Origin of the sequence: Paraburkholderia caledonica NBRC 102488, assembly GCF_000685095.1 — a bacterium.
In the GTDB taxonomy this organism is placed as follows: domain Bacteria; phylum Pseudomonadota; class Gammaproteobacteria; order Burkholderiales; family Burkholderiaceae; genus Paraburkholderia; species Paraburkholderia caledonica.
In genome coordinates, this window is record NZ_BAYE01000026.1 from 26273 (window position 1) to 51244 (window position 24972).

Annotated in this window: 27 protein-coding genes; 18 read left to right on the forward strand and 9 right to left on the reverse strand. The window is 63.5% G+C overall.

Annotation, left to right across the window (positions count from 1 at the left end; translation table 11 throughout):
- Nucleotides 1–23: 23 nt before the first annotated feature.
- The 5 genes from BCA01S_RS30135 to BCA01S_RS30155 all read right to left on the reverse strand — a co-directional run bounded on the left by BCA01S_RS30135 (nucleotide 24) and on the right by BCA01S_RS30155 (nucleotide 5047).
- The gene (locus BCA01S_RS30135; RefSeq protein ID WP_020067110.1) at nucleotides 24–1094 is read right to left on the reverse strand and encodes a homocysteine S-methyltransferase family protein; all 1071 of its coding nucleotides are present in this window, start codon (nucleotides 1092–1094) and stop codon (nucleotides 24–26) included.
- 392 nt (nucleotides 1095–1486) lie between these two features.
- Nucleotides 1487–1744: a BTH_I0359 family protein gene (locus BCA01S_RS30140; RefSeq protein ID WP_013337859.1), complete on the reverse strand. Its 258-nt coding sequence runs from the start codon at nucleotides 1742–1744 to the stop codon at nucleotides 1487–1489.
- Nucleotides 1745–1862: 118 nt separating this feature from the next.
- Nucleotides 1863–2651 carry an alpha/beta fold hydrolase gene (locus BCA01S_RS30145; RefSeq protein WP_027780090.1) on the reverse strand — a complete coding sequence of 263 codons (789 nt, stop codon included), beginning with the start codon at nucleotides 2649–2651 and terminating at the stop codon, nucleotides 1863–1865.
- 194 nt (nucleotides 2652–2845) lie between these two features.
- Nucleotides 2846–4081, reverse strand: coding sequence for a DUF3108 domain-containing protein (locus BCA01S_RS30150; RefSeq protein ID WP_027780091.1), 1236 nt, complete (start codon nucleotides 4079–4081; stop codon nucleotides 2846–2848).
- 63 nt (nucleotides 4082–4144) lie between these two features.
- On the reverse strand, nucleotides 4145–5047 hold the full coding sequence (locus tag BCA01S_RS30155; RefSeq protein WP_027780092.1) for an IclR family transcriptional regulator: 903 nt from the start codon (nucleotides 5045–5047) through the stop codon (nucleotides 4145–4147).
- 159 nt (nucleotides 5048–5206) lie between these two features.
- Here BCA01S_RS30155 and BCA01S_RS30160 point away from each other — a divergent pair, with 159 nt between their 5' ends.
- From BCA01S_RS30160 to rfaE2, 6 genes are all read left to right on the forward strand, one after another.
- A complete protein-coding gene (locus BCA01S_RS30160; protein ID WP_027780093.1) occupies nucleotides 5207–6190 on the forward strand; it encodes a fumarylacetoacetate hydrolase family protein in 984 nt (327 codons plus the stop codon).
- 123 nt (nucleotides 6191–6313) lie between these two features.
- A complete protein-coding gene (locus tag BCA01S_RS30165; RefSeq protein WP_027780094.1) occupies nucleotides 6314–7597 on the forward strand; it encodes an ABC transporter substrate-binding protein in 1284 nt (427 codons plus the stop codon).
- A 36-nt stretch (nucleotides 7598–7633) separates the two neighbouring features.
- A complete protein-coding gene (locus BCA01S_RS30170) occupies nucleotides 7634–8485 on the forward strand; it encodes an enoyl-CoA hydratase/isomerase family protein (RefSeq protein ID WP_027780095.1) in 852 nt (283 codons plus the stop codon).
- A 119-nt stretch (nucleotides 8486–8604) separates the two neighbouring features.
- A complete protein-coding gene (locus BCA01S_RS30175; protein WP_027780096.1) occupies nucleotides 8605–9480 on the forward strand; it encodes a PhaM family polyhydroxyalkanoate granule multifunctional regulatory protein in 876 nt (291 codons plus the stop codon).
- 587 nt (nucleotides 9481–10067) lie between these two features.
- On the forward strand, nucleotides 10068–10940 hold the full coding sequence (locus tag BCA01S_RS30180) for a ferritin family protein (protein WP_027780097.1): 873 nt from the start codon (nucleotides 10068–10070) through the stop codon (nucleotides 10938–10940).
- A gap of 232 nt (nucleotides 10941–11172) precedes the next feature.
- The gene (rfaE2, locus tag BCA01S_RS30185) at nucleotides 11173–11655 is read left to right on the forward strand and encodes a D-glycero-beta-D-manno-heptose 1-phosphate adenylyltransferase (protein ID WP_027780098.1); all 483 of its coding nucleotides are present in this window, start codon (nucleotides 11173–11175) and stop codon (nucleotides 11653–11655) included.
- A 129-nt stretch (nucleotides 11656–11784) separates the two neighbouring features.
- Here the strand turns inward: rfaE2 and BCA01S_RS30190 are convergent, their stop codons facing one another.
- The 3 genes from BCA01S_RS30190 to BCA01S_RS30200 all read right to left on the reverse strand — a co-directional run bounded on the left by BCA01S_RS30190 (nucleotide 11785) and on the right by BCA01S_RS30200 (nucleotide 13857).
- Entirely contained in the window at nucleotides 11785–12024 is a 240-nt protein-coding gene (locus BCA01S_RS30190; protein ID WP_020067099.1) for a hypothetical protein, read from the reverse strand.
- 79 nt (nucleotides 12025–12103) lie between these two features.
- A complete protein-coding gene (locus BCA01S_RS30195; protein WP_027780099.1) occupies nucleotides 12104–12946 on the reverse strand; it encodes a type III pantothenate kinase in 843 nt (280 codons plus the stop codon).
- Nucleotides 12943–13857, reverse strand: coding sequence for a biotin--[acetyl-CoA-carboxylase] ligase (locus BCA01S_RS30200; RefSeq protein ID WP_027780100.1), 915 nt, complete (start codon nucleotides 13855–13857; stop codon nucleotides 12943–12945). Before BCA01S_RS30200 ends, BCA01S_RS30195 begins: the two co-directional genes overlap by 4 nt.
- 106 nt (nucleotides 13858–13963) lie before the next feature.
- Here BCA01S_RS30200 and BCA01S_RS30205 point away from each other — a divergent pair, with 106 nt between their 5' ends.
- The 10 genes from BCA01S_RS30205 to BCA01S_RS30250 all read left to right on the forward strand — a co-directional run bounded on the left by BCA01S_RS30205 (nucleotide 13964) and on the right by BCA01S_RS30250 (nucleotide 22755).
- On the forward strand, nucleotides 13964–15097 hold the full coding sequence (locus BCA01S_RS30205; RefSeq protein WP_027780101.1) for an MlaE family ABC transporter permease: 1134 nt from the start codon (nucleotides 13964–13966) through the stop codon (nucleotides 15095–15097).
- Nucleotides 15094–15972 carry an ABC transporter ATP-binding protein gene (locus BCA01S_RS30210; RefSeq protein WP_042319940.1) on the forward strand — a complete coding sequence of 293 codons (879 nt, stop codon included), beginning with the start codon at nucleotides 15094–15096 and terminating at the stop codon, nucleotides 15970–15972. Before BCA01S_RS30205 ends, BCA01S_RS30210 begins: the two co-directional genes overlap by 4 nt.
- 25 nt (nucleotides 15973–15997) lie before the next feature.
- Nucleotides 15998–16960 (forward strand): MlaD family protein, encoded by a 963-nt coding sequence (locus BCA01S_RS30215; RefSeq protein ID WP_027780103.1) that lies wholly within the window; start codon nucleotides 15998–16000, stop codon nucleotides 16958–16960.
- 30 nt (nucleotides 16961–16990) lie between these two features.
- Nucleotides 16991–17632: an ABC-type transport auxiliary lipoprotein family protein gene (locus tag BCA01S_RS30220; RefSeq protein ID WP_042319945.1), complete on the forward strand. Its 642-nt coding sequence runs from the start codon at nucleotides 16991–16993 to the stop codon at nucleotides 17630–17632.
- Between the two features lie 31 nt (nucleotides 17633–17663).
- Complete coding sequence (locus BCA01S_RS30225) at nucleotides 17664–18827, forward strand: VanZ family protein (protein WP_027780105.1); 1164 nt, start codon at nucleotides 17664–17666, stop codon at nucleotides 18825–18827.
- Nucleotides 18828–19010: 183 nt separating this feature from the next.
- Nucleotides 19011–19334, forward strand: a complete 324-nt coding sequence (locus tag BCA01S_RS30230) for a (2Fe-2S) ferredoxin domain-containing protein (protein WP_027780106.1) — start codon at nucleotides 19011–19013, stop codon at nucleotides 19332–19334.
- 8 nt (nucleotides 19335–19342) lie between these two features.
- The gene (locus tag BCA01S_RS30235; RefSeq protein ID WP_027780107.1) at nucleotides 19343–19987 is read left to right on the forward strand and encodes an alpha/beta hydrolase; all 645 of its coding nucleotides are present in this window, start codon (nucleotides 19343–19345) and stop codon (nucleotides 19985–19987) included.
- A gap of 334 nt (nucleotides 19988–20321) precedes the next feature.
- Nucleotides 20322–21551: a D-alanyl-D-alanine carboxypeptidase family protein gene (locus BCA01S_RS30240; protein WP_027780108.1), complete on the forward strand. Its 1230-nt coding sequence runs from the start codon at nucleotides 20322–20324 to the stop codon at nucleotides 21549–21551.
- A gap of 12 nt (nucleotides 21552–21563) precedes the next feature.
- A complete protein-coding gene (locus BCA01S_RS30245; protein WP_027780109.1) occupies nucleotides 21564–22514 on the forward strand; it encodes a D-amino acid aminotransferase in 951 nt (316 codons plus the stop codon).
- A complete protein-coding gene (locus BCA01S_RS30250; protein ID WP_020067087.1) occupies nucleotides 22486–22755 on the forward strand; it encodes an HP0495 family protein in 270 nt (89 codons plus the stop codon). The genes BCA01S_RS30245 and BCA01S_RS30250 overlap by 29 nt, the downstream gene beginning before the upstream one ends.
- A 9-nt stretch (nucleotides 22756–22764) precedes the next feature.
- Here BCA01S_RS30250 and BCA01S_RS30255 read toward each other — a convergent pair whose 3' ends face one another.
- The gene (locus tag BCA01S_RS30255; RefSeq protein WP_027780110.1) at nucleotides 22765–23742 is read right to left on the reverse strand and encodes a transcriptional regulator GcvA; all 978 of its coding nucleotides are present in this window, start codon (nucleotides 23740–23742) and stop codon (nucleotides 22765–22767) included.
- 98 nt (nucleotides 23743–23840) lie between these two features.
- Between BCA01S_RS30255 and BCA01S_RS30260 the strand changes: the two genes are divergently transcribed.
- Both BCA01S_RS30260 and lipB read left to right on the forward strand, forming a co-directional pair.
- Entirely contained in the window at nucleotides 23841–24167 is a 327-nt protein-coding gene (locus BCA01S_RS30260) for a DUF2917 domain-containing protein (RefSeq protein ID WP_020067085.1), read from the forward strand.
- A gap of 73 nt (nucleotides 24168–24240) precedes the next feature.
- A complete protein-coding gene (lipB, locus tag BCA01S_RS30265; RefSeq protein WP_027780111.1) occupies nucleotides 24241–24966 on the forward strand; it encodes a lipoyl(octanoyl) transferase LipB in 726 nt (241 codons plus the stop codon).
- The last annotated feature ends 6 nt before the right edge of the window (nucleotides 24967–24972 follow it).

Consider the following 24972-nt stretch of genomic DNA (forward strand, 5'->3'; position numbering starts at 1 on the left):
CGGTGCGTCTGCCTGGACGCCGCTTACGCGGCGTCGCGATACTGCGTCGGCCATTTGCGCGGCTTCACTTCGGCGAGCGCCTTCGCTATTGCAGCGATGTGCTCCGGCGTCGTACCGCAGCAGCCGCCCGCAATGTTCACGAGGCCCGCTTCGGCAAATTCCTTGAGCAGTCCGGACGTGTCGGCGGGCAATTCGTCGAATCCCGTATCGCTCATTGGATTCGGCAAGCCCGCGTTCGGATAGCACGACACATATGTGTCGCAGAGCTTCGCAAGTTCGGCGATGTAAGGGCGCATTAACGCCGCGCCCAGCGCGCAGTTCAAACCGAACGTGAGCGGCTTTGCATGCCGCAGCGAGTTCCAGAATGCCTCGACGGTCTGGCCCGAGAGAATGCGCCCCGAGGCGTCGGTGACCGTGCCGGAGATCATGATCGGCAAACGTTCGCCGGTGTTTTCGAACAGTTCGTCGAGCGCGAAAAGCGCGGCCTTCGCATTGAGCGTGTCGAAGATCGTTTCGACGAGAAACAGGTCCGCGCCGCCCTCTAGCAGCGCCTTTGCCTGCTCGTAATAGGCCGCGCGCAGTTCGTCGAATGTGACGTTGCGCGCGCCGGGATCGTTGACGTCGGGCGAAATGCTCGCGGTCTTCGGCGTCGGTCCGATCGCGCCTGCTACGAAGCGCGGCTTGTCTGGCGTCGAATACTTGTCGCATGCGGCGCGCGCGAGCTTTGCAGATTGCAGATTCATTTCGACTGCAAGCGCTTCCATGCCGTAATCCGCCTGCGCGACCGTGGTCGCGCCGAACGTGTTCGTCTCGATGATGTCGGCGCCCGCAGCCAGATACTGCTCGTGAATCTCGCTGATGATCTGCGGCTGCGTGATGGACAGCAGTTCGTTGTTGCCTTTGATGTCGCGCCCATAGTCCTTGAAGCGCTCGCCGCGATAGCGCGCTTCGTCGAGCTTGTAGCGCTGGATCATCGTGCCCATTGCGCCGTCCAGAATCAGAATGCGCGACTTGAGCAGCGCGGGCAGCGCCGTGCCGCGGGTATAGGCGAGCTCGGGACGGACAGGCTTGGCAGTTTGGGCAGGCTGGTTCATGGCGGACAAGGGCTTGCGCCGACTTTTTCGGGAACCAGTCATTGTAGCCGTAGCCGGGCTAATTCGCCGGGCGCGGGCGGCGGGGCGCTGACTGGATGTCGCGTGAGGCGCAATTCAGGTCGGGACAAAGGCATCGAAAGACCGCAGCGCACTACTGCGCGCGAATCCCACTGAACGACACCGCAACACGCGCGCAGCGCGTCGCGGCGAAGGAACACCACAAAAAGAAAAACGGCTCAGCAGGCTGAAGCCCGCTGAACCGCTTTCATGACTGCCGACCATCTTGTAGAGGCCGCCGGCGGTGCCGGACGGCGTGGTCGATATATGTCGCCAAATACGTTGAAAACTGTACAAACGGTCCTACCGCCGAGAACGTCGGCGTGACCTTAAGGTCAGTGGAGGATTACCGGTTGATGCATCAGGCTGTCGAACTGGCCGAGGAATTCGTCGACTTCGTCTAGCGACGGTTCTTCTTCGATCAGCTTTTGCACGTTCTCGCGAAACCGCGCCGCCATTGCACCGTCAATGTAAATTTCACGCTGCATGTTTTTGTCGACGATCTCGTAGCCACCCGATTTCATGGCCAGCGGGCCTTCTTGCGGCGGAAATTCGACGACACAATAGTTAGGGCTGTTGTAGATCATTTGCATGGCGACACTCCTTATTTCCGTTGGCTCCTGGCCATTCCTGCGCCATACGTGGAGCTTATGGTGTGGAATTCAAGGGGTGGGTCCGGATTGACGCTTGTAAAAGTTCCGAACCTACCGGTTAGACCGGCCTTTCAAGAAACGTTTCAAGCAGTGCAGCAAAACGTTGAGACTGCTCGACTGGCGCAAGATGAGCGGCGTCGAGTAATTCGAAGTGAGCGCCTTCAATGGCATCTGCTATCTCCTGACTAGCAGCAGGCCGCGTGCCCGTATCGTGGCGCCCTGCCACGACGAGGGTTGGACAGTGAATCGCTCCCAGCTTACCGCGTACGTCGAAGTCGCGCAGCGCTTCGCACGCCATGGCGTAGCCTTCTGGCAACGTGCGGGTCAGCGCCTCGTGTATCGGCTCTACTGCTTCGGGATGCGCGACCCGAAAATCCTCGGTCAGCCAGCGTTCGAGCGTGGCGGCCGCAAGCGGCGCCATGCCGTCCCGGCGGGCGCTCGCGGCGCGTTGGTCCCATGTGGCGCGGGCCTCTGGCGGATTCGCGGCAACGCTGTCGGCAATGGTGAGCGAGTCCACGCGCGAAGAGTGATCCAGCGCGAACTGCTGCGCGATCATGCCGCCCATCGACATACCTACGAGGTGCGTGCTCGGCGCGCCCAGCGCATCGAGCAGCGCGGCAAGGTCGCCGGCAAGATCGGCAACCGAGAACGGCTCTTTTGACAATGCCGTTTGGCCGTGACCCCGCACGTCGTAGCGAAGAACCGTATAGTCGTCGCGAAAATAGCCGGCGAGCTGGTCCCACACGGACAGATCTCCGCCTAGTTGATGAATGAACGTAAGCCAGGGGCCGCCGCCTTCATTGCTCAGCACGTAGCGGGTCTCGATTCCGTCGATGTTCACTTGCATGCGGGCTCCTTTAAGGGGATCGCAGTGGAAGAATTGGTCGAGGCTGCACGCATATACGGTGTGATACGTATGCGGCCCGCCAACGGTTGCATCAGATGATGCAGAGTCGGCACAGGGAAGGAAGTTTCGCGAGTATGTGCGAGGCACTATTCGAGTGCATGCCCGCATTGCCGCCTGTGCCGGCGGGCTATGGATCAGGGCTTGATGTTGCCGGAAGTGTCGTCGGCACCGGTCGAATTGACAGGTGGGCCTGGCGGCGATGTCAGCGGGGCGGCTGTCGGCGCAGCTGAAGGGGAGGCATCCGGCGATATATCGGATGAGCCCGCGTTGTTATCGACATTGATCTTGCCGCGCCACACCAGTTCGAACTGTGTGCCGTTCGGCTCCGTCTGCACGAGCCGCGCGGGCAGCCAGCCAAGCGAAGGCGCGAGCCATACGTCGATGCGGCGCTGGTCGCCCTGGCGGCGCGGCAGCCGCTTGAAATGACGCGTTTGCAGGTAGCCCTGCGCGGTGCGGATGGTTTCGTCGCCGATAGTCTCGACTGGCCAGTTTTCACCACTGTCGCTGTCTACTACAAAAAACTGCCGCGTCACGCCCGGCTTGTAGGCATCGGGGTCGCCGCGCACCAGGCTTGCCAGCTGCATGATCATGCTGAAGCGGTCCTGCGCGCCGTCGGGCAACGGCAGCGTCGTCGGTGTTCGCGTGAAGGCGATCTTCCTGTCGGCGCGATTGAAGATGGAAACATCTTCCACGCGGTGACCGCGCTTTTCCACGTATTGCTCGGGAGCGAGGCCGAATGCATCAATACGGCCATGGCTCGAATACACGAAGGTGCCGACAAAAGGTAAGGGCACCGAAACCACCATTTCGTAACTTTGCGCGCTGCTGGTCCAATGGATCGTGCCAGGCTGGTTTCGCACGCCGTTGTAAAACGTGTCGTACTGAAGTTCGCCGGACGGCGGGACCGAGAACTTGACGCCCGGCGCCGCTGGCGCGGCTTGCGCCGCGCTCGCGGAGTTTGCCGCGCTGGTCGGCACCGCGTTCGCGGCAGGCGCGCTGGCGGCGGTGTCCGATGTGGCGATAGCGGCGTCGACGGTGGGCTTCTCGGCCGGTTGCAACGCGGTCAACACATGTTCGCGCGGCTTGCCGGCGACGGGCTTGCGTTTCCGCTCGGGCGCGGGCACAGCCGGGGCTGTGGCAACCGGATTGCGCTCGATACGTTCGGGTTTAAGAAGCGCAACCTGCACTGGGACATGTTCGTCGTCGGATGGATTCAGCGTCGCGCGGTGGCGCTCGACCCATTGTGCGGCGATCCAGTGAAGAAAGCCGACCACGAGTAGGACCGCGATCCAGCGCCACGTACGCCAACGGACACGCGGCTCGTCAGCGAGCGTCAGATCGGACTGGCGTGCGGTGGAAGGTAGAGCCATCGGCGATTGAATGCGTGCAGTGCGGGCGCAAAGTGCGAATGAATGGAATGCCGGCGGCGAGCCTCAACGCGGCGTCGGACTATACCCCAGCTCGTACGACAGCTTTTGCGCACATTCACGCAGCGCCGTGTCGATTTCGCCGCCCCAGCCAATGTCGAACGCACCTTCGTGACCTAGCGCGACGAGGCCGAGCGCCAGTTCGCCGGTCGAGTCGAACACCGGCATGCAGAACGCGTGAATGGTCGGAAGCAACATGCCTTCGACGCGCGCCGCTTCATGCTCGCGCACGTCCGCCAGCACTCGTTCAACTTCCTCGCGGGTGCGCGGCACGCCCATATGCGACGAGCGGCGGGTGTCGGCCAGTTCGCGTTGCAGCATCGCGCCGGTCTTGCCCGCGGGCAGATAGGCCGCGAAGAGCAGGCCCGTCGCGGAACTGAGGAGCGGCATCACGTCGCCGAGTTTCAACGACGCCTTTGCCGGATGGCTCGATTCCATCCAATGAACCATGGTCGGCCCCTGATTGCCCCACACGGCGATGCCCACGGTCAGATCCAGCCGGTCGCGCAATTCGGCGAGCGCGATCCGCGCGAGCTTCACGCCGTCAACGCGAGCAAGCCGCGCAAGTCCGAGTTGCAACGCGAAGCCGCCCAGCTCATATCGGCCGGAGAGCGGGTCTTGCGAGACGACGCCGAGGCGTAGAAAGCTCACGAGATAGCGGTGCGCTTTCGCGGGACTCATGCCGGCGCGCTGCGCGAGATCGCGCAGCATCATTGCGCGCGGTTCGCGGGTCAGCACGTCGAGCAGCCTGAAACCGACTTCGATCGACTGGATGCCCGAGCGCAGCTTTTCCTCGCCGGCGTCGGCTGCGTCGGTGGTTTCGGCGGTCTCGTCGTCGATGTCGGACGCTTCGGCGGCGTCGGCGTCGGCGCGGTTAGGAATTGTGCCGGAGCGGGCAGTGTTCGGCATGAGCAAGGCGCGAAGCGCGTTCAGAAGCGATGAAAGAAAGCCGGCCACAGAGCCCGCGGGATGTGCCTGTCAGCAGTTTCGGCAAGGCGGGCTTGGGCTGCACCGATTCACCATCGTAGAATAGATTCCCTCTATCGTCACTAACCCGGTTCATCATCCATGAAACTTGCCACGCTGAAGGACGGCACGCGCGACGGCCAACTGATTGTCGTGTCCCGCGACCTGCACACGGCGGCCGTTGCCGACGCGATCGCGCCCACGTTGCAGCGCGTGCTCGACGACTGGACCTTCTACGCGCCGCAATTGCACGACCTGTACGACGCGCTCAATCAGGGGCGAGCCCGCAACACATTTTCATTCGACGCAAGCGACTGCATGGCGCCGCTGCCCCGCGCTTTCCAATGGGCGGACGGGTCGTCGTATGTGAATCACGTCGAACTCGTGCGGCGCGCGCGCGGCGCGGAGATGCCGCCGGAATTCTGGACCGATCCGCTCATGTACCAGGGCGGCAGCGACGACTTCATCGGTCCGAGAGACGACGTGGTCTGCGCATCCGAAGCGTTCGGCATCGACTTCGAGGCAGAAGTTGCCGTTATCACCACGGACGTGCCGATGGGCGCGACGCCCGAGCAGGCGCTCAAAAGCGTGCGTCTGATTACGCTCGTCAACGACGTCTCGCTGCGCAATCTGATTCCCGCCGAACTCGCGAAGGGCTTCGGGTTTTTCCAAAGCAAGCCGGCCTCTTCGTTCGCACCGGTCGCCGTGACGCCCGACGAACTCGGCGAACATTGGCGCGAAGGCCGAGTGCACCGGCCAATGATCGTCCATTGGAACGGCAAGAAAGTCGGCCAGCCTGACGCCGGCACGGACATGGTGTTCCACTTCGGCCAGCTGATCGCGCATGCCGCGAAAACGCGAAATTTGCGAGCGGGCGCGATTGTCGGATCGGGCACGGTCTCCAACAAGGACGCGAAGCGCGGCTATTGCTGTATCGCCGAAAAACGCTGCCTCGAAACGATCGAACATGGCGCGCCGCAGACCGAGTTCATGAAGTACGGCGACACGGTGAAGATCGAAATGTTCGATGAAGCGGGCAAGTCGATTTTCGGCTCCATCGAGCAGAGCATCGCACCGCTCGACTGAAGCGGTACGGCGCATCGTCCGAAAGGGTTTCGCCCGATGCCGCTGCCATCGCGTGCCGCTACACTGACTGGCGCGGCGGCATCGGCGGCATATCAAAACGAAAAACTCATGTGAGGAGACACCATGCGGCGAGCTGGATCGATTGACGCGGGATTGGGGAGCGCTCGCGCGTGCGGTCTGCATGCGAGCGCGTGGCGGCCGCCGCTGCGGCTGAATAGGCGGGAGGGCCTGAAGCTGAGCAGGCGGCTCGCCAGAGCCGCGGCTCGTGTCGCCGCGTTGTGTACGGCGCTTGTATGCCTGTCGCCCGCGGCGGCGCTGGCTCAGGTGAAGATCGGGCTCGTGCTCTCGCTGACGGGGCCCGCCGCGTCGCTTGGCATTCCCGCGCGCGATACGGCGACGTTGCTGCCGAAACAGATAGGCGGCCAGAGCGTCGAATACATCGTGCTCGACGATGCGTCGGACACGACCCAGGCTGTCCAGGACACCAAGAAGCTGATCTCCGAAAATCATGTCGACGCGATCATCGGTTCATCCATTACGCCGAACTCGCTGGCAATGATCGACGTGGTCGCCGACGGAACCACGCCGATGATCTCGCTTGCGTCGTCGGCGAAAATCATTGAACCCGTTGATGCCAAGCGCCATTGGGTCTTCAAGACTCCGCAAACGGATGCGATGATGGCTTCGGCAATTGCCGAGCACGCCAGCACACGCGGAGTGAAAACTGTCGCGTTCATCGGTCAGGCCGATGCGCTCGGCGAGACCTTCTACGCCGAAGTCGCGAAGTTCGCGCAGCTTCACCACATGCAGATGGTGGCGAGCGAGCGGTTCAATCGCACTGATCCGAGCGTGACGGGGCAGGTGCTGAAAATCCTTGCAACGCATCCCGATGCAGTGGTGGTGGGTGCGGCCGGCACGCCCGCGGCGCTACCGCCGAAGACACTGCGCGAGCGCGGCTACAAAGGGCTGATCTATCACAATCACGGCGTGGGCAATAACGACTTCTTGCGCGTGTGCGGCGCCGATTGCAACGGCACCTTCCTGCCCGCGAGCCCAGTGCTGGTCGCGGCGCAATTGCCCGCGGATCATCCGGCGAAGCGCCTCGCGCTCGATTACATCGCGCGCTTCGAAGCGCTGCGTGGGCCGGGCAGCGTTTCGGCATTCGGCTCCTACACGTGGGACGCAGGCATGTTGCTCAGCCACGCAGTGCCGATCGCGTTGAAAACAGCCGCGCCGGGCACGCCGGAATTTCGTCGTGCGTTGCGCGACGCACTCGAAGGCACGCGCGGTCTCGCGGATACCAACGGCGTCGTCAACATGAGCGCCGGGGACCACCTGGGGCTCGACCAACGCGCGCGCGTCATGGTCGAAATCAGCGGCGGCAAATGGGTTTATCAGCCGCGTTAAGCGATGCGCGCATCATGCACACACGGATCGATCACCATGTCTGAACAACCTCACAGCAACGATGCGTTCTACGCACGGTACCAGTCGCTCAAGTTACATCGCCGTCCGCACGGCATACTCGAAGTGGTGATGAGCGGCGAAGGCGCGAACAGAAGCGCGCTTGCCACGGCCGACGCGCGCATGCATTACGAACTCGCGGAAATCTGGCGCGACATCGACCGCGATGCCGACACGCGCGTCGCTATCATTCGCGGCGAGGGCAAGGGCTTTTCGGCAGGCGGCGATCTGCAACTGGTCGAAGACATGGCTACCGACTTCGATGTGCGCGCGCGTGTGTGGCGCGAGGCTCGCGATCTGGTCTACAACGTCATCAACTGCAGCAAACCGATCGTCTCGGCAATGCACGGTCCGGCTGTCGGCGCGGGTCTGGTCGCGGGTCTGCTTGCCGATATCTCGATCGCGTCGAAGACTGCACGCATTATCGACGGGCACACACGGCTCGGCGTAGCCGCCGGCGACCACGCGGCGATAGTCTGGCCGCTACTGTGCGGCATGGCGAAGGCCAAGTACTACCTGATGCTGTGCGAGCCGGTGAGCGGCGCGGAGGCGGAGCGCATCGGGCTCGTGTCGCTTGCGGTCGACGAAAACGACCTGCTGCCCAAAGCATTTGAAGTCGCACAGAAGCTCGCGCACGGTTCGCAAACCGCGATCCGCTGGACGAAGTACGCGTTGAACAACTGGCTGCGCTCGGCAGGACCCGCTTTCGATGCGTCGCTTGCGCTGGAGTTCATGGGGTTCGCCGGGCCGGACGTGCGTGAAGGCGTGAACTCGCTGCGCGAGCGGCGTGCGCCGGATTTTGGCGGCGCCGACCCTTGGCGCGCACCGTAACGGATGCAGCGCGATTCCGATGCACAGCGCTGTATGATCGGTTTCAGGCGCGCTCAATGCGCTCTTGGGTTCGCATTTTTCCTTCCGCGCTTTTTTGTTAATGCAGCGAGGCGACAAGCATGACTGACACATCTGGTTCGACGCCGCCGTTCCCTGGCTTTCCTGGGTTTCCGCCCGCCGAAATGCTGGAACACATGTGGGGCATGATGCGCATGTCGCCGTTCGGCTCCGCGTTCTCCGGCGCACCATCGGGCGCGGGCGTGGGCGCGGGCATGGGTCCGTCGCTGTCGATGATGTCCGACATGATGGCGCCGCTTACGAACGTCGAAGAACTCGATAAGCGCATCACCGACATGCGCGCGGTCGAGCAATGGCTCAAGCTGAACCTGAGCATGCTGCAGTCCGCGATTCAGGCGCTCGAAGTGCAGCGCGCGACGCTTGCGACGCTGCGTGCGTTCGGCGCGTTTGCACAGCAATCGATGAGTCAGCCGGCGGCGGCGTCGCCAGCGCCGGCCCCCGCGCCGAGCCCGTCGCCGACGAGCGGCTGGCCTCATCCGGAGCCGGCGGCTTCGGCCGAAAACTCGACTAGCGGCGAATCGTCGGGCGACGAGGAAGGCACACCTGCCACTCCGCCGTTCGACGCATCGGCATGGTGGAATCTGCTGCAATCGCAATTCAACCAGATCGCGCAATTCGCGATGACTCAGCCGCCAGCGAGCGCCGCGGGCGCGGCCGGGAGCGGCGGCGCGCAAGCCGAGACCGACGCGGACGCTGCCGACGAGGCGAGCGAGGCAGTTGGCGGGGCGACCGACGTACCGCGACCGTCGCCCGGGGACGAAGCCGCCGCAGCGTCGGCAAGTTCGGCTGAAGGCGCTGGGGCTGCCGGCCAGTCTGCGGCAAAGCGGCCGGCAGCGAAGCGCGCGCCCTCAACGGCAAAACGCGCAGCGGCCGGTACGGCCAGCAGCGGGTCGAAACCGCCAAAAAAATCCCTCTGACGACGCGCAGCGAGAGGCGGGCGGCAGCCGGGCCGACTGTCGGCGGCAGTTGACCAGAAAATCGCCGGCTGTCACCGTTTTGACCCCGTCGCGAGCCACACTCCGCCGATTGCACAGTCGTTGAGACAGGTCAACCAGGCATTGGAATTGCGTCCGCTATCGCGCGGGTTTGAGGAAGTCAGCGTGCTATCATTGGAAGGCATTTGTTTGGTTTGGGCGTGCGCTGAAAACAACCAACCAGCCGCCCAGGCTTCATTCACCGCCGGCATCACCGGCGCAGGGCTGGACGGTGCGGTTTTCATCGCAAACTGGCTCGACCTCAGGCATAGGGTATCCCTCACCCACGGTTGGCCGCGCAATGCGTGACTCGAGCGTGTAACTTTGCGTTAGCCGCTCCTCCCGCGAGCGCCCGGACTTCTTCGCTGGCCGTGCATCCAGGCGGCCGGTTACCGCGTAAAATTGATGGCTTGGCCGGAGAACGGCGCGGCGTTCGGGTACGGCACCCGGCGCGTTTCGTTCGTGGTCAGGAAAGTGCTACACGTAGTAGTGACAGACACAAACAGTATGTGCAGAACAGGGGTGGGACTATGAACACCATGCTTTACCCGGAACTTTATAAATCGCTCGAATCCGTTCGATGGGACATGGAGAAAGACATTCCCTGGGACAAGTTCGATGCATCGCTATTGACCGACGAGCAGGCTGCGACGATCAAGATGAACGCGATCACCGAATGGTCGGCGCTGCCCGCCACGGAAATGTTTCTGCGTGACAATCATCACGACAGCGATTTCTCCGCGTTCATGAGCGTGTGGTTCTTCGAAGAACAGAAGCATTCGCTGGTGCTGATGGAATATCTGCGCCGCTTCAAGCCGGAAATGTGCCCCACCGAAGAAGAGCTGCACGCCGTGCGCTTCGAATTCGACCCGGCGCCGCCGCTTGAAACGCTGATGCTGCACTTCTGCGGCGAAATCCGCCTGAATCACTGGTATCGCCGTGCTGCCGAATGGCATACCGAGCCGGTCATCAAGCACATCTACGAAACCATTTCGCGCGACGAGGCGCGGCATGGCGGCGCTTACCTGCGCTACATGAAGAAAGCCATGGTGCAAACCGGCGACATCGCGCGGGCCGCTTTTGCAAAGATCGGCGTGCTGATGGCGTCCGCGCGTCGCACCGAAAAGCCGTTGCATCCCACGAATCTGCACGTCAATCAGGCATTGTTTCCGCGCGACACGATCCAGTCGCGCCTGCCCGACCCGGAATGGCTCGAACGCTGGCTCGACGAGCAGATCCGCTTCGACGACGGTTGGGAAAAGAAGGTTGTCGAGCGCATTCTGCATAACTTGTCGCTGCTCTTCGAGCGCACGTTCACTACCGCGCAGGAACTGAACCGCTACCGCAAGGAAGTGGTGACGCGGCTGCAGGCCGACCAGAAGTCGGCCGAACAGCCGGCTTGAATGTAGTCTCGTGAATCCGGGTTCGCGGGTCGCGCATGATGCAAAGCTAGCGCCGGGCTCCGGTTCGGCGCTGTAAAACGGTCTGGCAGGCGCGAGCTTGCCGGACCGTTTTGTTTGATTTGCGCGTGATTTCGATGCTCGACCTGTACGTTTGACCAGTCTGCGTGAGCGTCATGCCGCACGTTGCTCACGCCGTATTGCGACGGCAATCTCTGTATCTTCCATACCCCAAATGGCCGCTATTTTCGAACGCAAGATTTTTACTCGCGACGCGCTGGTCGCGCTGCGCCCTTCGCTGAACGCGCCGGTCGTATTTACAAACGGCGTGTTCGACATTCTGCATCGCGGGCATGTGACCTATCTCGCGGACGCGAAAGCGCAGGGCGCTTGCCTGATCGTCGGCGTGAACAGCGACGCGTCGGTCCGTATGCTGGGCAAGGGCGATGACCGGCCGATCAACAACGAAGCCGACCGGATGGCTTTGCTCGCGGCGCTGGAGAGCGTCGACTACGTGGTTTGCTTCGGGGAAAAGACGCCTGTCGAACTGATCTCGGCGCTACGTCCGGATGTGCTCGTCAAGGGCGGCGACTACGACATGGATACGTTGCCGGAGTCGGCGATCGTGCGCGGCTGGGGCGGCAAGGCGTTGGCAATTCCGTTCGAACATGACCGCTCGACAACTGCGCTGCTCAAGAAGGTTCGCACGCAGGGCTAAGCGCGAGCGGGCGAGCACGGTGCAAAGTCTGCATGGCCTGGGCTTGGGCGTGGGCTTGCGCAGTTCGACGCGGCGCTCCAACGCGCCGCTGCAATATACCGCTCCAACTCGCAGCTTCGATTTTCCGCTTTATTGCGGCAACGCCGACGCCGCGATGGGCGCGACCGGTGCCGCCGCGCCGACAACAGCCTGATCAGCGGCGTCCGTGGCAGTGACCGGGCGCACTTTCAACCAGTCCGGATGGACTTCACGGCTCAGGTGATTGGGTTCGCGCCCGCTCGCAGTGGGCGTCGGGCCGAACACGCCGCGCACTGCGACGAATGCCAGAAGGTTGGCCAGGAACAGTATGGCAATCAGCCAGCGCAGCATCGTTATATTTTCCCTTCCAGAAGTTGACCCGCCGATGTGGTGCAGACGCGAAGTACAGCCATCACATCCGGCCGGTGTTCTACACGCCGTGTTCCGAAGCGCGCTCGGAAGCTATCAGTGCAAGCCCAGACAAAACCAGTGAATCGTGGCGAGTATGCGGCACTTTGAGTGCGCTCGCCACTTCGTCTGCAGCACCGCCGCCGACCACGAGGCGCACCGGCACCTGCCATTCATCCGTCAGGTCGCGCCATGTCCGCTCGACGAGTCCTGCCTGTGCCAGCGTGCAGCCGGCGGATAACGAACGTGGCGTATCCGTCGCGAAGAACGGGCCGCGTCGGGCTGCGTCCTGCTTACCAGCGGAACTCGCCAGAAGGCCGCGCGCGGCGTTAGCGTCGAGCGTCGGCAATTGAGCCGTGTGCTCGCCGAGCGAGCGCATCATCAACGTCCAGCCTGGCGCGATGAGTCCGCCCACGAAGCGGCCGTCCGCGCGCAACGCCTCGAGTGTGGTCGCGGTTCCGAAGGTCGCAATGAGCAGATGCTCGCCGGGAAATGCCGCGTGCGCGCCGATCATGCCGGCCCAGCGGTCGCTGCCGAGCGCGTGCGGCGTCGTGTACGCGTTGGTCACGCCGCATTGCTGCTCGCGAGCGCGGATCGTGGTGAGCGGCAGATGCGGCCATTGCGCGTCGACCATCGCAGCGATTCGCTCACCCGCGGTATCGCCGGCGACGTTCGATAACCATGCGCCGCGAGGCGCCGGCAAGTTCGCCCACTGCGTCGCGCCCTCAGTAGCCCATTGAGCCTGCTCTGCGCCGCCATGCGCGAGCGCGCCACCGGCGATCTGTGTGCCGTCAGCCTCCACCATCGCCCATTTGACGCGGCTATTGCCCGCGTCGATCAAAAGATGACGCGCGCCGCTCGTCATGCAGCACCGTCGGCGAGACGCAGGGACACGTCGCCGGTCGCGATGCTCTGCCGGCCCGCGGCGGTATCGAGCAACAACTGGCCGCGCTCGTCGACGCCCGCAGCGACGCCGCGTGTGACTTCCGCGCCCTGTTCGAGCAGCACGACCTCGCGGCCGGCGTACGCATGCATTGCGTTCCAGCGCGCCTGAAACGGCGCGAATCCTTCTGCGCCGAAGCGCTGCAACGCGGGCTCCAATGCATTGAGTTCGGCGGCGAGCGTGTCGGTGAGGTTTGCGTTGGGCAGCGCGCGCTGCAGCGCGGTCGGCGCCGTGCCACGCACCTGCGGCGGCGCCCCGGTGTTGAGCGCGCCGATTTTCGCGGCGAGTTCGTCGGCGCCCTTTACATTGGTGCCGATGCCGATCACGACGGCGCTCGCGTCCTCCGTACTCCAGGCGGTCTCGATCAGGATGCCGGCGAGCTTGTCGCCTTCGAGCAGTATGTCGTTCGGCCACTTCAGCGCAATCTGACCGGGGCCGGCGACAGGCAACGAGCGCAGTCCGTCGACGAGCGCGACACCCACCGCGAGGCTCAATCCCGCCAGTCCTTCTAGCGGACGCGGCAGCACGCAGGCCACCGAAAACAGCAGCGCATTGCCCGGCTCCGCGTACCACGGACGCCCGCGGCGGCCGCGTCCGGCGGTCTGCAGATAAGCCACCCGCACAATCGGCCTCGGCAGCGCGCCCGCCTTGCGCGGCAACGCCTTTACACGGGACATGAGGTCGGCGTTGGTCGAGCCGGTTTCCTCGACGATTTCGATCGGCCAGTCATGCGCATGCGCGCCGAAAAGAGCGACGGCGCGTTCGCGGTCGATACGCCAGTCGGCTGCGTTCGCGGCAGCGGCCGGTCCTTTGGGAGGAGTGGAAGCGTTCATGTCCCATATTGTAACGACAGCGAACCGCCTGAGCCCGCCAGAGCGGTCCATCCGCTGCGCGTTCGTTACAATGGCCCCTACTCCGATAACCACATTGCAACGATCCTTGAACTACGACACTCCGCCCGGCCTTGAAGTCGCGGCTGGCAGCCAAGGCAAGATCGTCCGGCTCTCGGGCCAGTGGACGGCGCTCGCGCTCGCGCGCGACCGTGCAACCGGACATGTGATACCGCAGCTGCGTTCGCTCGAAGGCGCCGAAGGCATCGGCCAGTGGGATCTATCGCGCATCGACCGAATGGACCACGTCGGCGGCCAGGCGCTGTGGCGCGTGTGGGGCCACAGAATGCCGCCCGACACCGAACTCACCGACACGCAGCGCGATATCTTCGAACGCATTGCGTTGCTCGACACCGTCCGCGAGACGGCGGAGCCGGTCGTCAGATTCGATCCGTTCACGCGGCTCGGCCTCGGGCTGTTCTCGTTCTTCGAGCATTTGTACGGCGGCGTGGCTATGCTCGGTCGCGTCGTGCTCGATCTGCTGGCGGTCGCGCGCAAGCCAGCCCTCACGCCGTGGACCGAAATCTCCGCGAATATCTACAACGCCGGCACCAGGGCGTTGCCTATCACCGCGCTGGTCGCGTTTCTGATCGGCATCGTGCTGAGCTATCTGTCCGCGCAGCAATTGAGGCTCTTCGGCGCCAATCAGTACATCGTAAATATTCTCGGGCTCTCGGTGATCCGCGAACTCGGGCCAGTGCTCTCGGCGATTCTGGTGGCGGGCCGTTCCGGCTCCGCAATCACCGCACAGATCGGCGTGATGCGCGTGACCGAGGAACTCGACGCCATGCGCGTAATGGGCATTCCGCACGGTCTGCGGCTCATCCTGCCGCGCGTGGTGGCGCTCGGCGTAGCAATGCCGCTGCTCGTGATGTGGACGAACATCATCGCGCTGAGCGGTGGGGCGCTCGCCGCGAAGATCGTGCTCGGCATCGACATGAGTTATTTCGCGCGCGCATTACCCGGCGTCGTGCCGGCCGCGAACCTGTGGATCGGTCTCGGCAAGGGCGTCGTCTTCGGAATGCTGATCGCGATCGTCGGCTGCCACTTCGGGTTCCGTATCAAAGCCAATTCGCAGAGTCTCGGCGAAGGCACGACGACCTCGGTGGTGACGTCCATCACGATCGTGATTCTCGCGGACGCTGTGTTCGCGATTCTGTTCCAGAACGTGGGGCTCGGATGATCGCGCCGCTAACTCAGGCCGTACGCGGCCAGCCGATGCCTTCCATTGCCGAGCCGGTGATCGAAGTGATCGACGTCACGAAGCGCTATGGCCGCAACGTAGTGCATCAGCATGTGAATCTGGACGTGCGGCGCGGCGAGATCGTGTCGATCGTCGGCGGGTCGGGTTCGGGCAAGACCACGCTCGTGCGGCAGATTCTCGGATTGGAGCGGCCGTCTTCGGGAACCATCAAGCTGTTCGGCGAAGACCTCGCGACAATTTCTCCAGAAACCGCGCTGCTGATGCGCAGCCGCTCCGGCATGCTGTTTCAGCGGGGCGCGCTGTTTTCGTCGCTGTCGGTGTTCGACAACGTCGCACAGCCGGTGCGCGAACTCGGCCAGGTGCCCGAAGATCTGCTGCGCGACATCGTCATGCTGAAACTGGAGATGGTCGGGCTGCCGTGCAAGCACGCGTCCAAAATGCCGTCGGCGCTGTCCGGCGGCATGATCAAGCGCGTTGGCATTGCGCGCGCGATCGCGCTCGAACCCGAACTGCTGTTTCTCGACGAACCGACGGCCGGGCTCGATCCGGAAGCGTCCGACGAGTTCGTCGAACTGATTTCGGCGCTGCATCGCGCGCTCGGCTTGACGGTCGTGATGGTCACGCACGATCTCGACACGATGGTCGCGCTTTCCACGCGCGTGGCCGTGCTGGCGGATCGCAAGGTGCTGGTCGCTGCGCCCGTCGAAGAAGCCGCCGGCGTCGATCATCCGTTCATCCGCGAATATTTCCTCGGCTTGCGCGGGCGCCGCGCCTTGCAGGCATTGCCGCCCGAGCGCCGCGCAAAGCTGCCGCGCGCGGCGCTCGAGCCGGCATCGTCTGAATTGCCGCTGTGAATCAGGGAAACTAGGGAACCTGGCAATGGAAAACAAATCGCATGCGTTCTGGGCAGGACTCTTTACGGTCGTCCTGCTGGCCGCGATCGCCACGGCGGCTTTTTTGTTCAATGTCGACCGCGCAGTGCGCGTGCCGTACGATCTGATTGCGCGCACCAACGTAACGGGTCTTTTTACCGACGCGGCCGTGCGCTATAGAGGCCTCGACGTAGGCAAAGTCCAGTCGATCAAATTCGACCGCGATCATCCGGGCCAGATCCTGATCCGTATTCTCGTCGACACGCATGCGCCGATCACGCATTCCACGTTCGGCAGTCTCGGCTTTCAAGGCGTGACGGGCATTGCGTTCATTCAGCTCGACGACACGGGGCGCGATCCGTCGCCGCTCGCATCGTCGGTGAAACAGGTTGCACAGCTGCCGATGCGTCCGGGCTTGCTCGATCAATTGCAACAACGCGGCGACGTGCTGTTGAAGAAACTCGAAAAGGTCACGGACGACGTCGACAATCTGTTGTCGCAGGAGATGGTCGACCAGTTGCACGGCACGGCGGCCAGCATCCAGAAAGCCGCGGACGGCGTCGCCACGCTCACGCAGCAGATGGCGCCGGTGGCCGGCAAGCTGCCCGCCACCATCGACAAGCTGGATAGCACGCTCGTCTCGACGAACCAGTTGATCACGAGTCTGAATCGTGCGGATGGTCCGTTCGAGACCAATCTGAACAAGGTGGGCACCGCGGCTCAGCAAGCGGGCGACGCGCTCACCGCGATGAACGGCTCATTGCAGGATCTGTCGGCGCGGGTCGGTTACGACACGTTGCCGCGGGTCAATTCGCTTGCTGAAGACGTGCGCTCCGCCGCGCGCTCCGTGGATCGCGCCGCCGATACGTTCAGCACGAGCCCGCGCAGCGTGCTGTTCGGTGCGCCGGCGGCGGCGCCGGGGCCCGGCGAGGCTGGTTTTACGTGGCCTGCCGCGCGCGCCGCACAATGAATCTGAAGGTTTGAAGAAAGGAACATCGTTATGTCACGCTCCATTCACCGCTTGTTGTCCTCGCGTGCCGCGCGCACGGGCGCTGCTTGCGCGACGCTGCTTGCGCTCAGTCTGCTGGCGGCAGGCTGCTCCAGCACGCCGGCCGCGCTCGCGGACATTCGCTACGACTTCGGGCCGCCGAAGCCTGCAGCGTCCGCGGGCACGCAATCGGCAGTCAAGGTGCTCGACGTGAGCGCGCCGGAAATGCTCCAGTCCGACAAGCTCGTGTACCGGCTCGGCTATGCCGACGCGCAGCAGTTGGCCGCGTACGCGAACAGCCACTGGACGATGCCGCCTTCGCAGTTGCTCACGCAACGTCTGCGCGGCGCGCTGAGTTCTCGCGGCACGGTGCTGACGGGCGCCGACGGCGTCGCCGCGCCCGTGCTGAAGGTGGATCTGGGCGAGTTCGAGCAGGTCTTCGACAGCCAGTCGCAAAGCCATGCAGCGGTGACCGCGCGCGCCACACTGACGCAAAACGGCAAGGTGCTGGGTCAGCGCACCTTCATCTCCAGGGCGCCGTCCAGTACCGCCGACGCTGCGGGCGGCGCGCAAGCGCTCGCCACCGCAAGCGACGACCTCGTCGCGCAAATCGCCGCCTGGCTCGGCGTTCAGGCGCTGGTCGCCGCGCAATGACCGGCGCGCAGCGCACGCAACGGAGCGCTGCATGAGCGAAAGATCGTGGCTGCGCCGTCCGTCGGTGCTTTCGCGGCAAGCGCTGCTGCTGTACACCGTGCTGATCGTCTACGGTTCGTGGTATCCGTTTTCAGGTTGGCGCTCGCTCGGTCTCACGCCGTTCGCCTTCCTTTCCGATCCGATGCCGCAATATCTGACGGCATTCGATGTCGTCACGAATGTGCTCGGCTACATGCCGTTTGGCGCGCTAATGGTGCTTGCGCTCTACCCGCGCTGGCGCGGGCCACTCGCGGTCGCGCTGGCTTTCGTGCTCGGCGGCCTGCTGTCGGGCGTGATGGAAGCCGTGCAAACGTATTTGCCGACGCGGGTCGCGTCCAACCTCGACCTCGCGGCTAATGCGCTCGGCGCGTTGCTTGGCGCGGCGATCATGTCGCCGGCGACGGGCGCGCTGCTCGACCGCGGGTTGTTGCGACGCTTGCGGCTCATGTGGGTCCACCGCGAGAGTGCCGCGCTCGCGTGTCTTGTTGCGGCCTGGCCCTTTGCGACGATGTATCCGTCGCCGCGTCTTTTTGGGCTCGGTAACTGGCCGCGCGCGCTGTGGACGCGAGTCGATTCCACGACGCAAGATGCCCTCTTCGCATGGACGCCAGCCGGCTGGCACGTCGGTGCATGGCCTGCGTGGGTCGCCGCCTGGTTGCCTGACGATGCCTGGGAAGCCCTCATCACCACGCTCAATCTGTTTGCCGCGCTTGCGCTCGCGTCGTTGACGATACGCCGTCATGCGCCGCGCGTGCGGCTGTTGCTGCTGTTTATCGTCGTGGCTCTTGGAGTGAAGGCGGGCGCTACGTTCTTGCAATCGCAATCCGGCCTCGCCTTCGACTGGGCGACGCCCGGCGCGCTCGCGGGCATCGGCTGCGGCGCGGCGCTCGGGCTCCTGGTGCTGCGTCTGCGGCGCAGATCGCGCGCCGCGCTGGCGGCGGGCGCACTCGTCGTGACGCTCGTGTTCGTCAACCTGCTGCCGGTAAATCCTTATTTCGATGTCGTGCTGGCCGACTGGCGCCAAGGACGCTATCTGCACTTCAATGGCCTCGCGCGATGGCTCGCGTGGGTGTGGCCGTATGCGGCGCTCGTGTGGCTCGCGTTCGTCGTCGAACGGGTCTGGCTCAGGCGGCGCACGAGGCTTGAGTCGAAGTAGGCATTCCTGCAGCGTCAGCGATGCTGGCCTCTTGCTCGCTATAATCGTTCGCAAGCGGTCCTTCGCAAACGACCTTCGCAAGCGGCGTGCGCAACGGGTCTCCCGCAACAAAGCGCGCGCCGCTGCGCCCGACTGCCTTCTGCTGCACTATTGCCCTTCTGACAGCCTCGCTCTTCGTACAACATGGACTCCTTCTACAAGTACCACGTCTTCTTCTGCCTCAATCAGCGTGAACCGGGGGCTGAGCGTCCGAGTTGCGCGAACTGCAATGCGCAGGCAATGCAGGAATACGCGAAAAAGCGCGTGAAGAAACTCGGCCTCGCCGGCCCCGGCCAGGTGCGCATCAACAAGGCAGGTTGCCTCGACCGCTGCGAACTCGGCCCGACGCTCGTCGTCTATCCGGAAGGCGTCTGGTACACGTATGTCGACGAGAGCGACATCGACGAAATCGTCGACTCGCATCTGGCGAACGGCAAGGTTGTCGAGCGTCTGAAGATCGATCAATAGGCGCCGCGATGAACGCACATACGAAGAAGTATCTGATCGACGGCCCGGTAGGCAAAATCGAGGTCGCGCTCGATCTGCCCGACGAGACGCGCGAAAACGGCGCGGCGCCGCGCGGCATTGCGCTCGTCGCGCATCCGCATCCGCTATTTGGCGGCTCGATGGACAACAAGGTCGCGCAGACGCTCGCACGCACGCTCGTCCAGTTGAACTACGTGACGTATCGCTCGAATTTTCGCGGTGTCGGGCAAACGCAAGGCGAGCATGACGCCGGCATCGGCGAGCGCGACGATTTGCGTGCGGTGCTCGACCACATGCGCGCGCAACCGGGCCACGCCGATCTGCCACTGGTGCTGGCAGGTTTTTCGTTCGGCACTTTCGTGATGTCGCATGTGGCCGCAAAGCTGCGCGACGAAGGCGAGGAGATCGAGCGGATGGTGTTCGTGGGCACCGCTGCGAGCCGCTGGGACGTGGCGCCCGTGCCGGAAAACACGCTCGTGATTCACGGCGAGACTGACGAGACCGTTCCCATTCAATCCGTTTACGACTGGGCGCAGCCGCAGGAATTACCCGTCGTGGTGATTCCGGGCGCAGAGCATTTTCTGCATCGCAAGCTGCATATCCTGAAGCGGATCATCGTCGACGCCTGGCGGTAAGTTGCCGCGCGGCGCGCGTTTTCCGGGGTACAGGTACGCGCAAACGCCTGGCTATTCACCAGTCATTGCGCGAAGTTCGGGGAATACCGCGCGTATAATGGGCGCTCTTTTTTGGGCGCAGCACGGCCTGTCCGGCAGTTCGCGCGACGCGTAACTTCTTTTCACGCGCGCAGCGGTGCCGGCTAAGAGTGTGCTGCGCGAACCGATCGCGTGGCCGGAAGTCCAATGGGCGCTCAAGCCGTTACGTTTAGTCGTCACGGCCAGTCGCTCGCCGACCGGCTCTTCCAAACTCTGCGCCCTGCGCGCGTTGAATTTTTCTGCACGAACCGACCTTATGCGTTTTTCCACCTCCGGCCGCACGTCTTTTCCCTCCGTTGCAAGTTTTGTTTCTCCCACGCTAAGCCGCGCATTGACGCTCGGCGTCGTGCTGCCCGCCACGCTGGCGGCCAGCACTGCGTTCGCGCAAGTGCCGCCGCCGGCGGTGAATGCGCGTTCGTGGGTGCTCGTGGACGCGACCAGCAACCAGGTTCTGGCTTCGGGCAATCCCGACGAGCGCGTGGAACCCGCATCGCTCACCAAGCTGATGACTGCGTATCTCGTCTTCGAAGCACTGCAAACGAAGAAGATCGCGATGGACCAGACGGTGACGCCGAGCGAAGCGGTGCGTCGCGTGCGCACCGACGAATCGCGCATGTTCGTGGAGGCAAACAAGCCCGTGACCGTGCACGATCTGGTGTACGGCATGATCGTGCAGTCGGGTAACGACGCCGCCATCGCGCTGGCCGAACTGGTGGGCGGCAGCGAAGCGCAATTCGTCAACATGATGAACACCGAAGCACAGCGCCTCGGCATGAAAAACACGCATTTCGCCGATGTCAACGGCATGCCTGACGCGCAGCACTACACCACGGCTGGCGATCTCGCGGTGCTGTCGGCGCGTCTGATCCGCGACTTCCCCGACTACTACAACATCTTCTCGGTCAAAGAGTTCACGTACAACAAGATCAAGCAGCCGAACCGCAACCGTCTGCTGTGGATCGATCCGACCGTCGACGGTCTGAAGACCGGCCATACGCAAGCCGCCGGCTACTGCCTGATCGCGAGCGCGAAGCGCTCGCTGCCGGGCACACAGGACGCATCGCGCCGCCTCGTTTCGGTCATGATGGGTGAGACGAAGGAACACGACCGCGTGCAGGACAGCCTGAAGATGCTGAACTACGGCTACTCCGCATACGACACGGTGCGCCTCTACAAGGCGAGCCAGGTGGTGGGCACGCCGCGCGTCTATAAGGGTACGCAAGACTCGGTGCAGATCGGCGTGAAGAGCGATCAGTACATCACCGTGCCCAAGGGCATGGCCGACAAGGTGAAGCCGCAAATCGAGCAGATGGATCCGCTGATCGCGCCGATCGCGAACGGTCAGCAGGTCGGTACCGCGAAACTCGTCGCCGACGGCAAGGTGCTTGCACAGTTCCCGATTGTCGCCTTGCAGGCCGTGCCGCAAGCAGGCGTGGTGGGCCGCGTGTGGGATTCGCTGATGCTCATGTTCAACAAGAAAAAGTAAACACTGATCGCAATGACCGCTCTTCCTGATGTTTCGCTCGAGCCGATCGTTTATCTGAACGGCGAAGTGGTGCCTTTGTCCGAAGCGCGCGTGCCGGTGCTCGACCGCGGCTTTATTTTCGGCGACGGCATTTACGAAGTCGCGCCGTTATATGCGCACGCTGGCGGACGCACGGCCTTCCGCTTCGAACAGCATCTGGCTCGTCTGTCGCGTTCGCTCGAGAAGATCGGCATTACCAATCCATTCGACAATGCGGGCTGGCGCGCGTTGATCGAGCGCGTGGTCGCGGCCAACGAAGCCGAGGCAGGTCTTGCCGCCAGTCAGGATGCGATCGCGTACATTCAGGTCACGCGCGGCGTCGCAAAGCGCGGCCATGCGTTTCCCGCGGGCGTCCAGCCAACGGTGTTCGTCATGGTTACGCCGCTCCATCTGCCCAATGCCACCCAACGCGCGGAGGGCGTGCGTTGCGTCAGCGCGGAAGATCGCCGCTGGCTCAATTGCGACATTAAGTCTGTGTCATTGCTCGGCAATGTGCTGATGGCGCAATACGCCGCGGAAAACGACGCGTTCGAGACGGTCCAGTTCCGCGATGGCGTGTTGACCGAAGGGTCGTCGTCGAATGTGTGGGTGGTGAAGGGCGGAGTATTGATCGCGCCGCCGCGCAGTCACAAGATTCTCGAAGGCATCCGTTACGGGCTGATCGAAGAGTTGTCGGCGGAATGCGGTATCCGCCTGGAAGTACGCGAGATCGCCGAAGCCGAAGTGCGCGCAGCCGACGAGATCATCATCAGTTCGGCCACCAAAGAAGTGCTGCCTGTCACACAGTTGGACGGCCAGCCGGTAGGCGCCGGCAAGCCGGGTGCGGTGTTTGCGGCGCTGTATGCGGCGTATCAGCAAGCCAAGGCAAAAGAGGCGCAGCAGCAAGGAGCAAAAAATGAATCCGGCGAACGAATCACTAATTGAGTATCCGTGCGATTTCCCGATCAAGATCATGGGCAAATCGCACCCCGAGTTCACCGAGACGATCGTCACGGTGGTCCGTCAGTTCGATAGCGAAGTCGACGCCTCGCGCGTCGAGACGCGTCCGTCCAGCGGCGGAAACTACACCGGGCTGACGGTGACGGTGCGCGCCACTAGCCGTGAACAGCTCGACGATATCTATCGGGCGCTCACCGGTCATCCCATGGTCAAGGTCGTGCTTTAAGGCGTCCCACTACAGCGCGACGCGCAATGCGTCCGCCGCGTCCGCTGCTCGGACCGCGCTTGCGGCCGAGCCGGCCTCGCAGGCCCGGTCGAACAGCAGCTTGAACCGTCCCACCTCCGCAAAGACCCAGTCCCTGAACGCCTTTACCCGCGCTGTTTCCAGCATTTGCGGCGGACAGATGAAGTAGTACTGCCACGGACTCGGCCCGTCCACATCGAATAGCCGCACTAGGCGGCCGGCCGCAATCTCATGCATTGCGAGCGAACGGCGCGTGAGCGCAATCCCTTGACCGTCGATCGCCGCCTGCAACAGGTTCGACGAATCCTGATACAGCACGCCGCGCTTTGGCTCCGGCCATTCGGTAAGGCCCGCGGCGTCGAACCATGGCCGCCATAATTCGTCGTCGGAACGGAGCAGAGGAAGCTTCGCCAACTCGGCGGGCGTTTTCGGCAGGTTGCCACCGTTGAAATTCGGCGCGCATGCTGGGAAGAAAATCTCCTCGAGCAACAGTTCGGAGTAAAGCCCCGCATATTTTCCGTACCCGAAACGGATTGCCACGTCGACGTCGTCGCGCGCGAAGTCCGTCAGCGCGTTAGTGGACAACAGTTCCAGGTCCCATTGCGGATGGGCTTCGATAAAACTGCCGACGCGCGGCGTGACCCACCGCGCCGCAAACGACGACAGCATGGACACCACGAGCCGCCGCTCGCGGTCACCGGCACGGAGTTCGCGCGTGGCGTCGGACAATGCGGTTAGCGCGGAGCGCACGTGGTTCGCGTAACGCCTGCCGGTCTCTGTCAGCCGCACGCGCTTGCCGTCGCGGGCGAACAGTGACACGCCGAGTTCCGCCTCCAGCGCCCGGATCTGATGGCTGACCGCGCCGTGGGTGACGAAAAGTTCGTCGGCGGCGCGCGAAAAGCTCTCGTGGCGGGCGGCGGCTTCGAACGCTTTGATCGCATTCAACGGCGGCAGATGACGCAGCTCCATCGTAGTATTTCTCACATAGAGGTGAAAATTGATCGTTTTGCGTAACCCCTTGCTACGCCTACGATTGTAGCCATGAAACGACTTTTGGCGAGGGCATTATGCGAGAAGTTTCCTCTAGCATCGCGTATGAAATCCACGGTGGCGAAACGCTTCCCCTGAAGGTGGCCCGCAGCACGAAGCTGGTCGTGCGCGGCGGTGCGGTTTGGGTAACACGCAGCGACGACACCGAAGACTACTGGCTGCAACCGGGCCACACGCTGAGATTGCGGCGCGGTGAACGGCTGTGGATCAGTGCGGAAGGTACACCGCGCGCGACGATCGCGTTTTCAGTGCCCACGCGTTGCGACGAGCGTGCGCTTAACTGGTTTGCGCGAGTCGTCGAACGTTGGGCGGCGCGGATGCGCGGCGGCTGGCGCACCGTTTGATGGGGAGCGCCCCGGCTCCGGGGCGCGGCGACTCCCGGCGGGAATCGCCGGATTTCGGTAAACTGCGTGGATCATGTCCGTCCCGCCGGTTTCTACTTCCCCAATGCCCGCCGCGGCGCCGCTCGTGCTGCGCTGGCGCGGCAGCGAACTCTACGAAGCCAGTTTCGATGCGATGCGCGCGTTCACCGACGCGCGTACCGTCGACACCCCCGACGAAATCTGGCTAGTCGAACATCCACCCGTGTTTACGCTTGGCCAGGCCGGCGATCCGGCACATCTGCTGGCCGCCGACAGCGCTATTCCTCTGGTGAAAGTCGACAGGGGCGGGCAGATCACATATCACGGTCCGGGGCAGGTGGTTGCCTACCTGCTGCTCGATTTGAGGCGTCGCAAGTTGATGGTGCGCGAGATGGTCATGCGGATCGAGCAGGCCGTGATCGACACCCTTGCGGCGTATAATCTCGCCGGAGAACGCAAGGCGGGCGCGCCCGGTATTTACGTCGCGCCCGGGCCGCACGCCGGGTTGCATGCCGGCGCAAAGATCGCCGCGCTGGGCCTGAAGATCCGCAACGGCTGCAGCTATCACGGCGTTAGCCTGAACGTGAAAATGGATTTACGGCCGTTTCTGGCCATTAACCCTTGCGGCTACGTGGGGCTCGAAACAGTCGACATGGCAACGCTAGGCGTTGTGGCCGGCTGGAACGACGTGGCTCACACCCTCGCAGCGTGCCTCACCGCAAACCTCGACGGCAATCCCGCGGCCGTCGCCCAACCGCAGGCCGGTGCGCTCACCGCCTGACTGGAC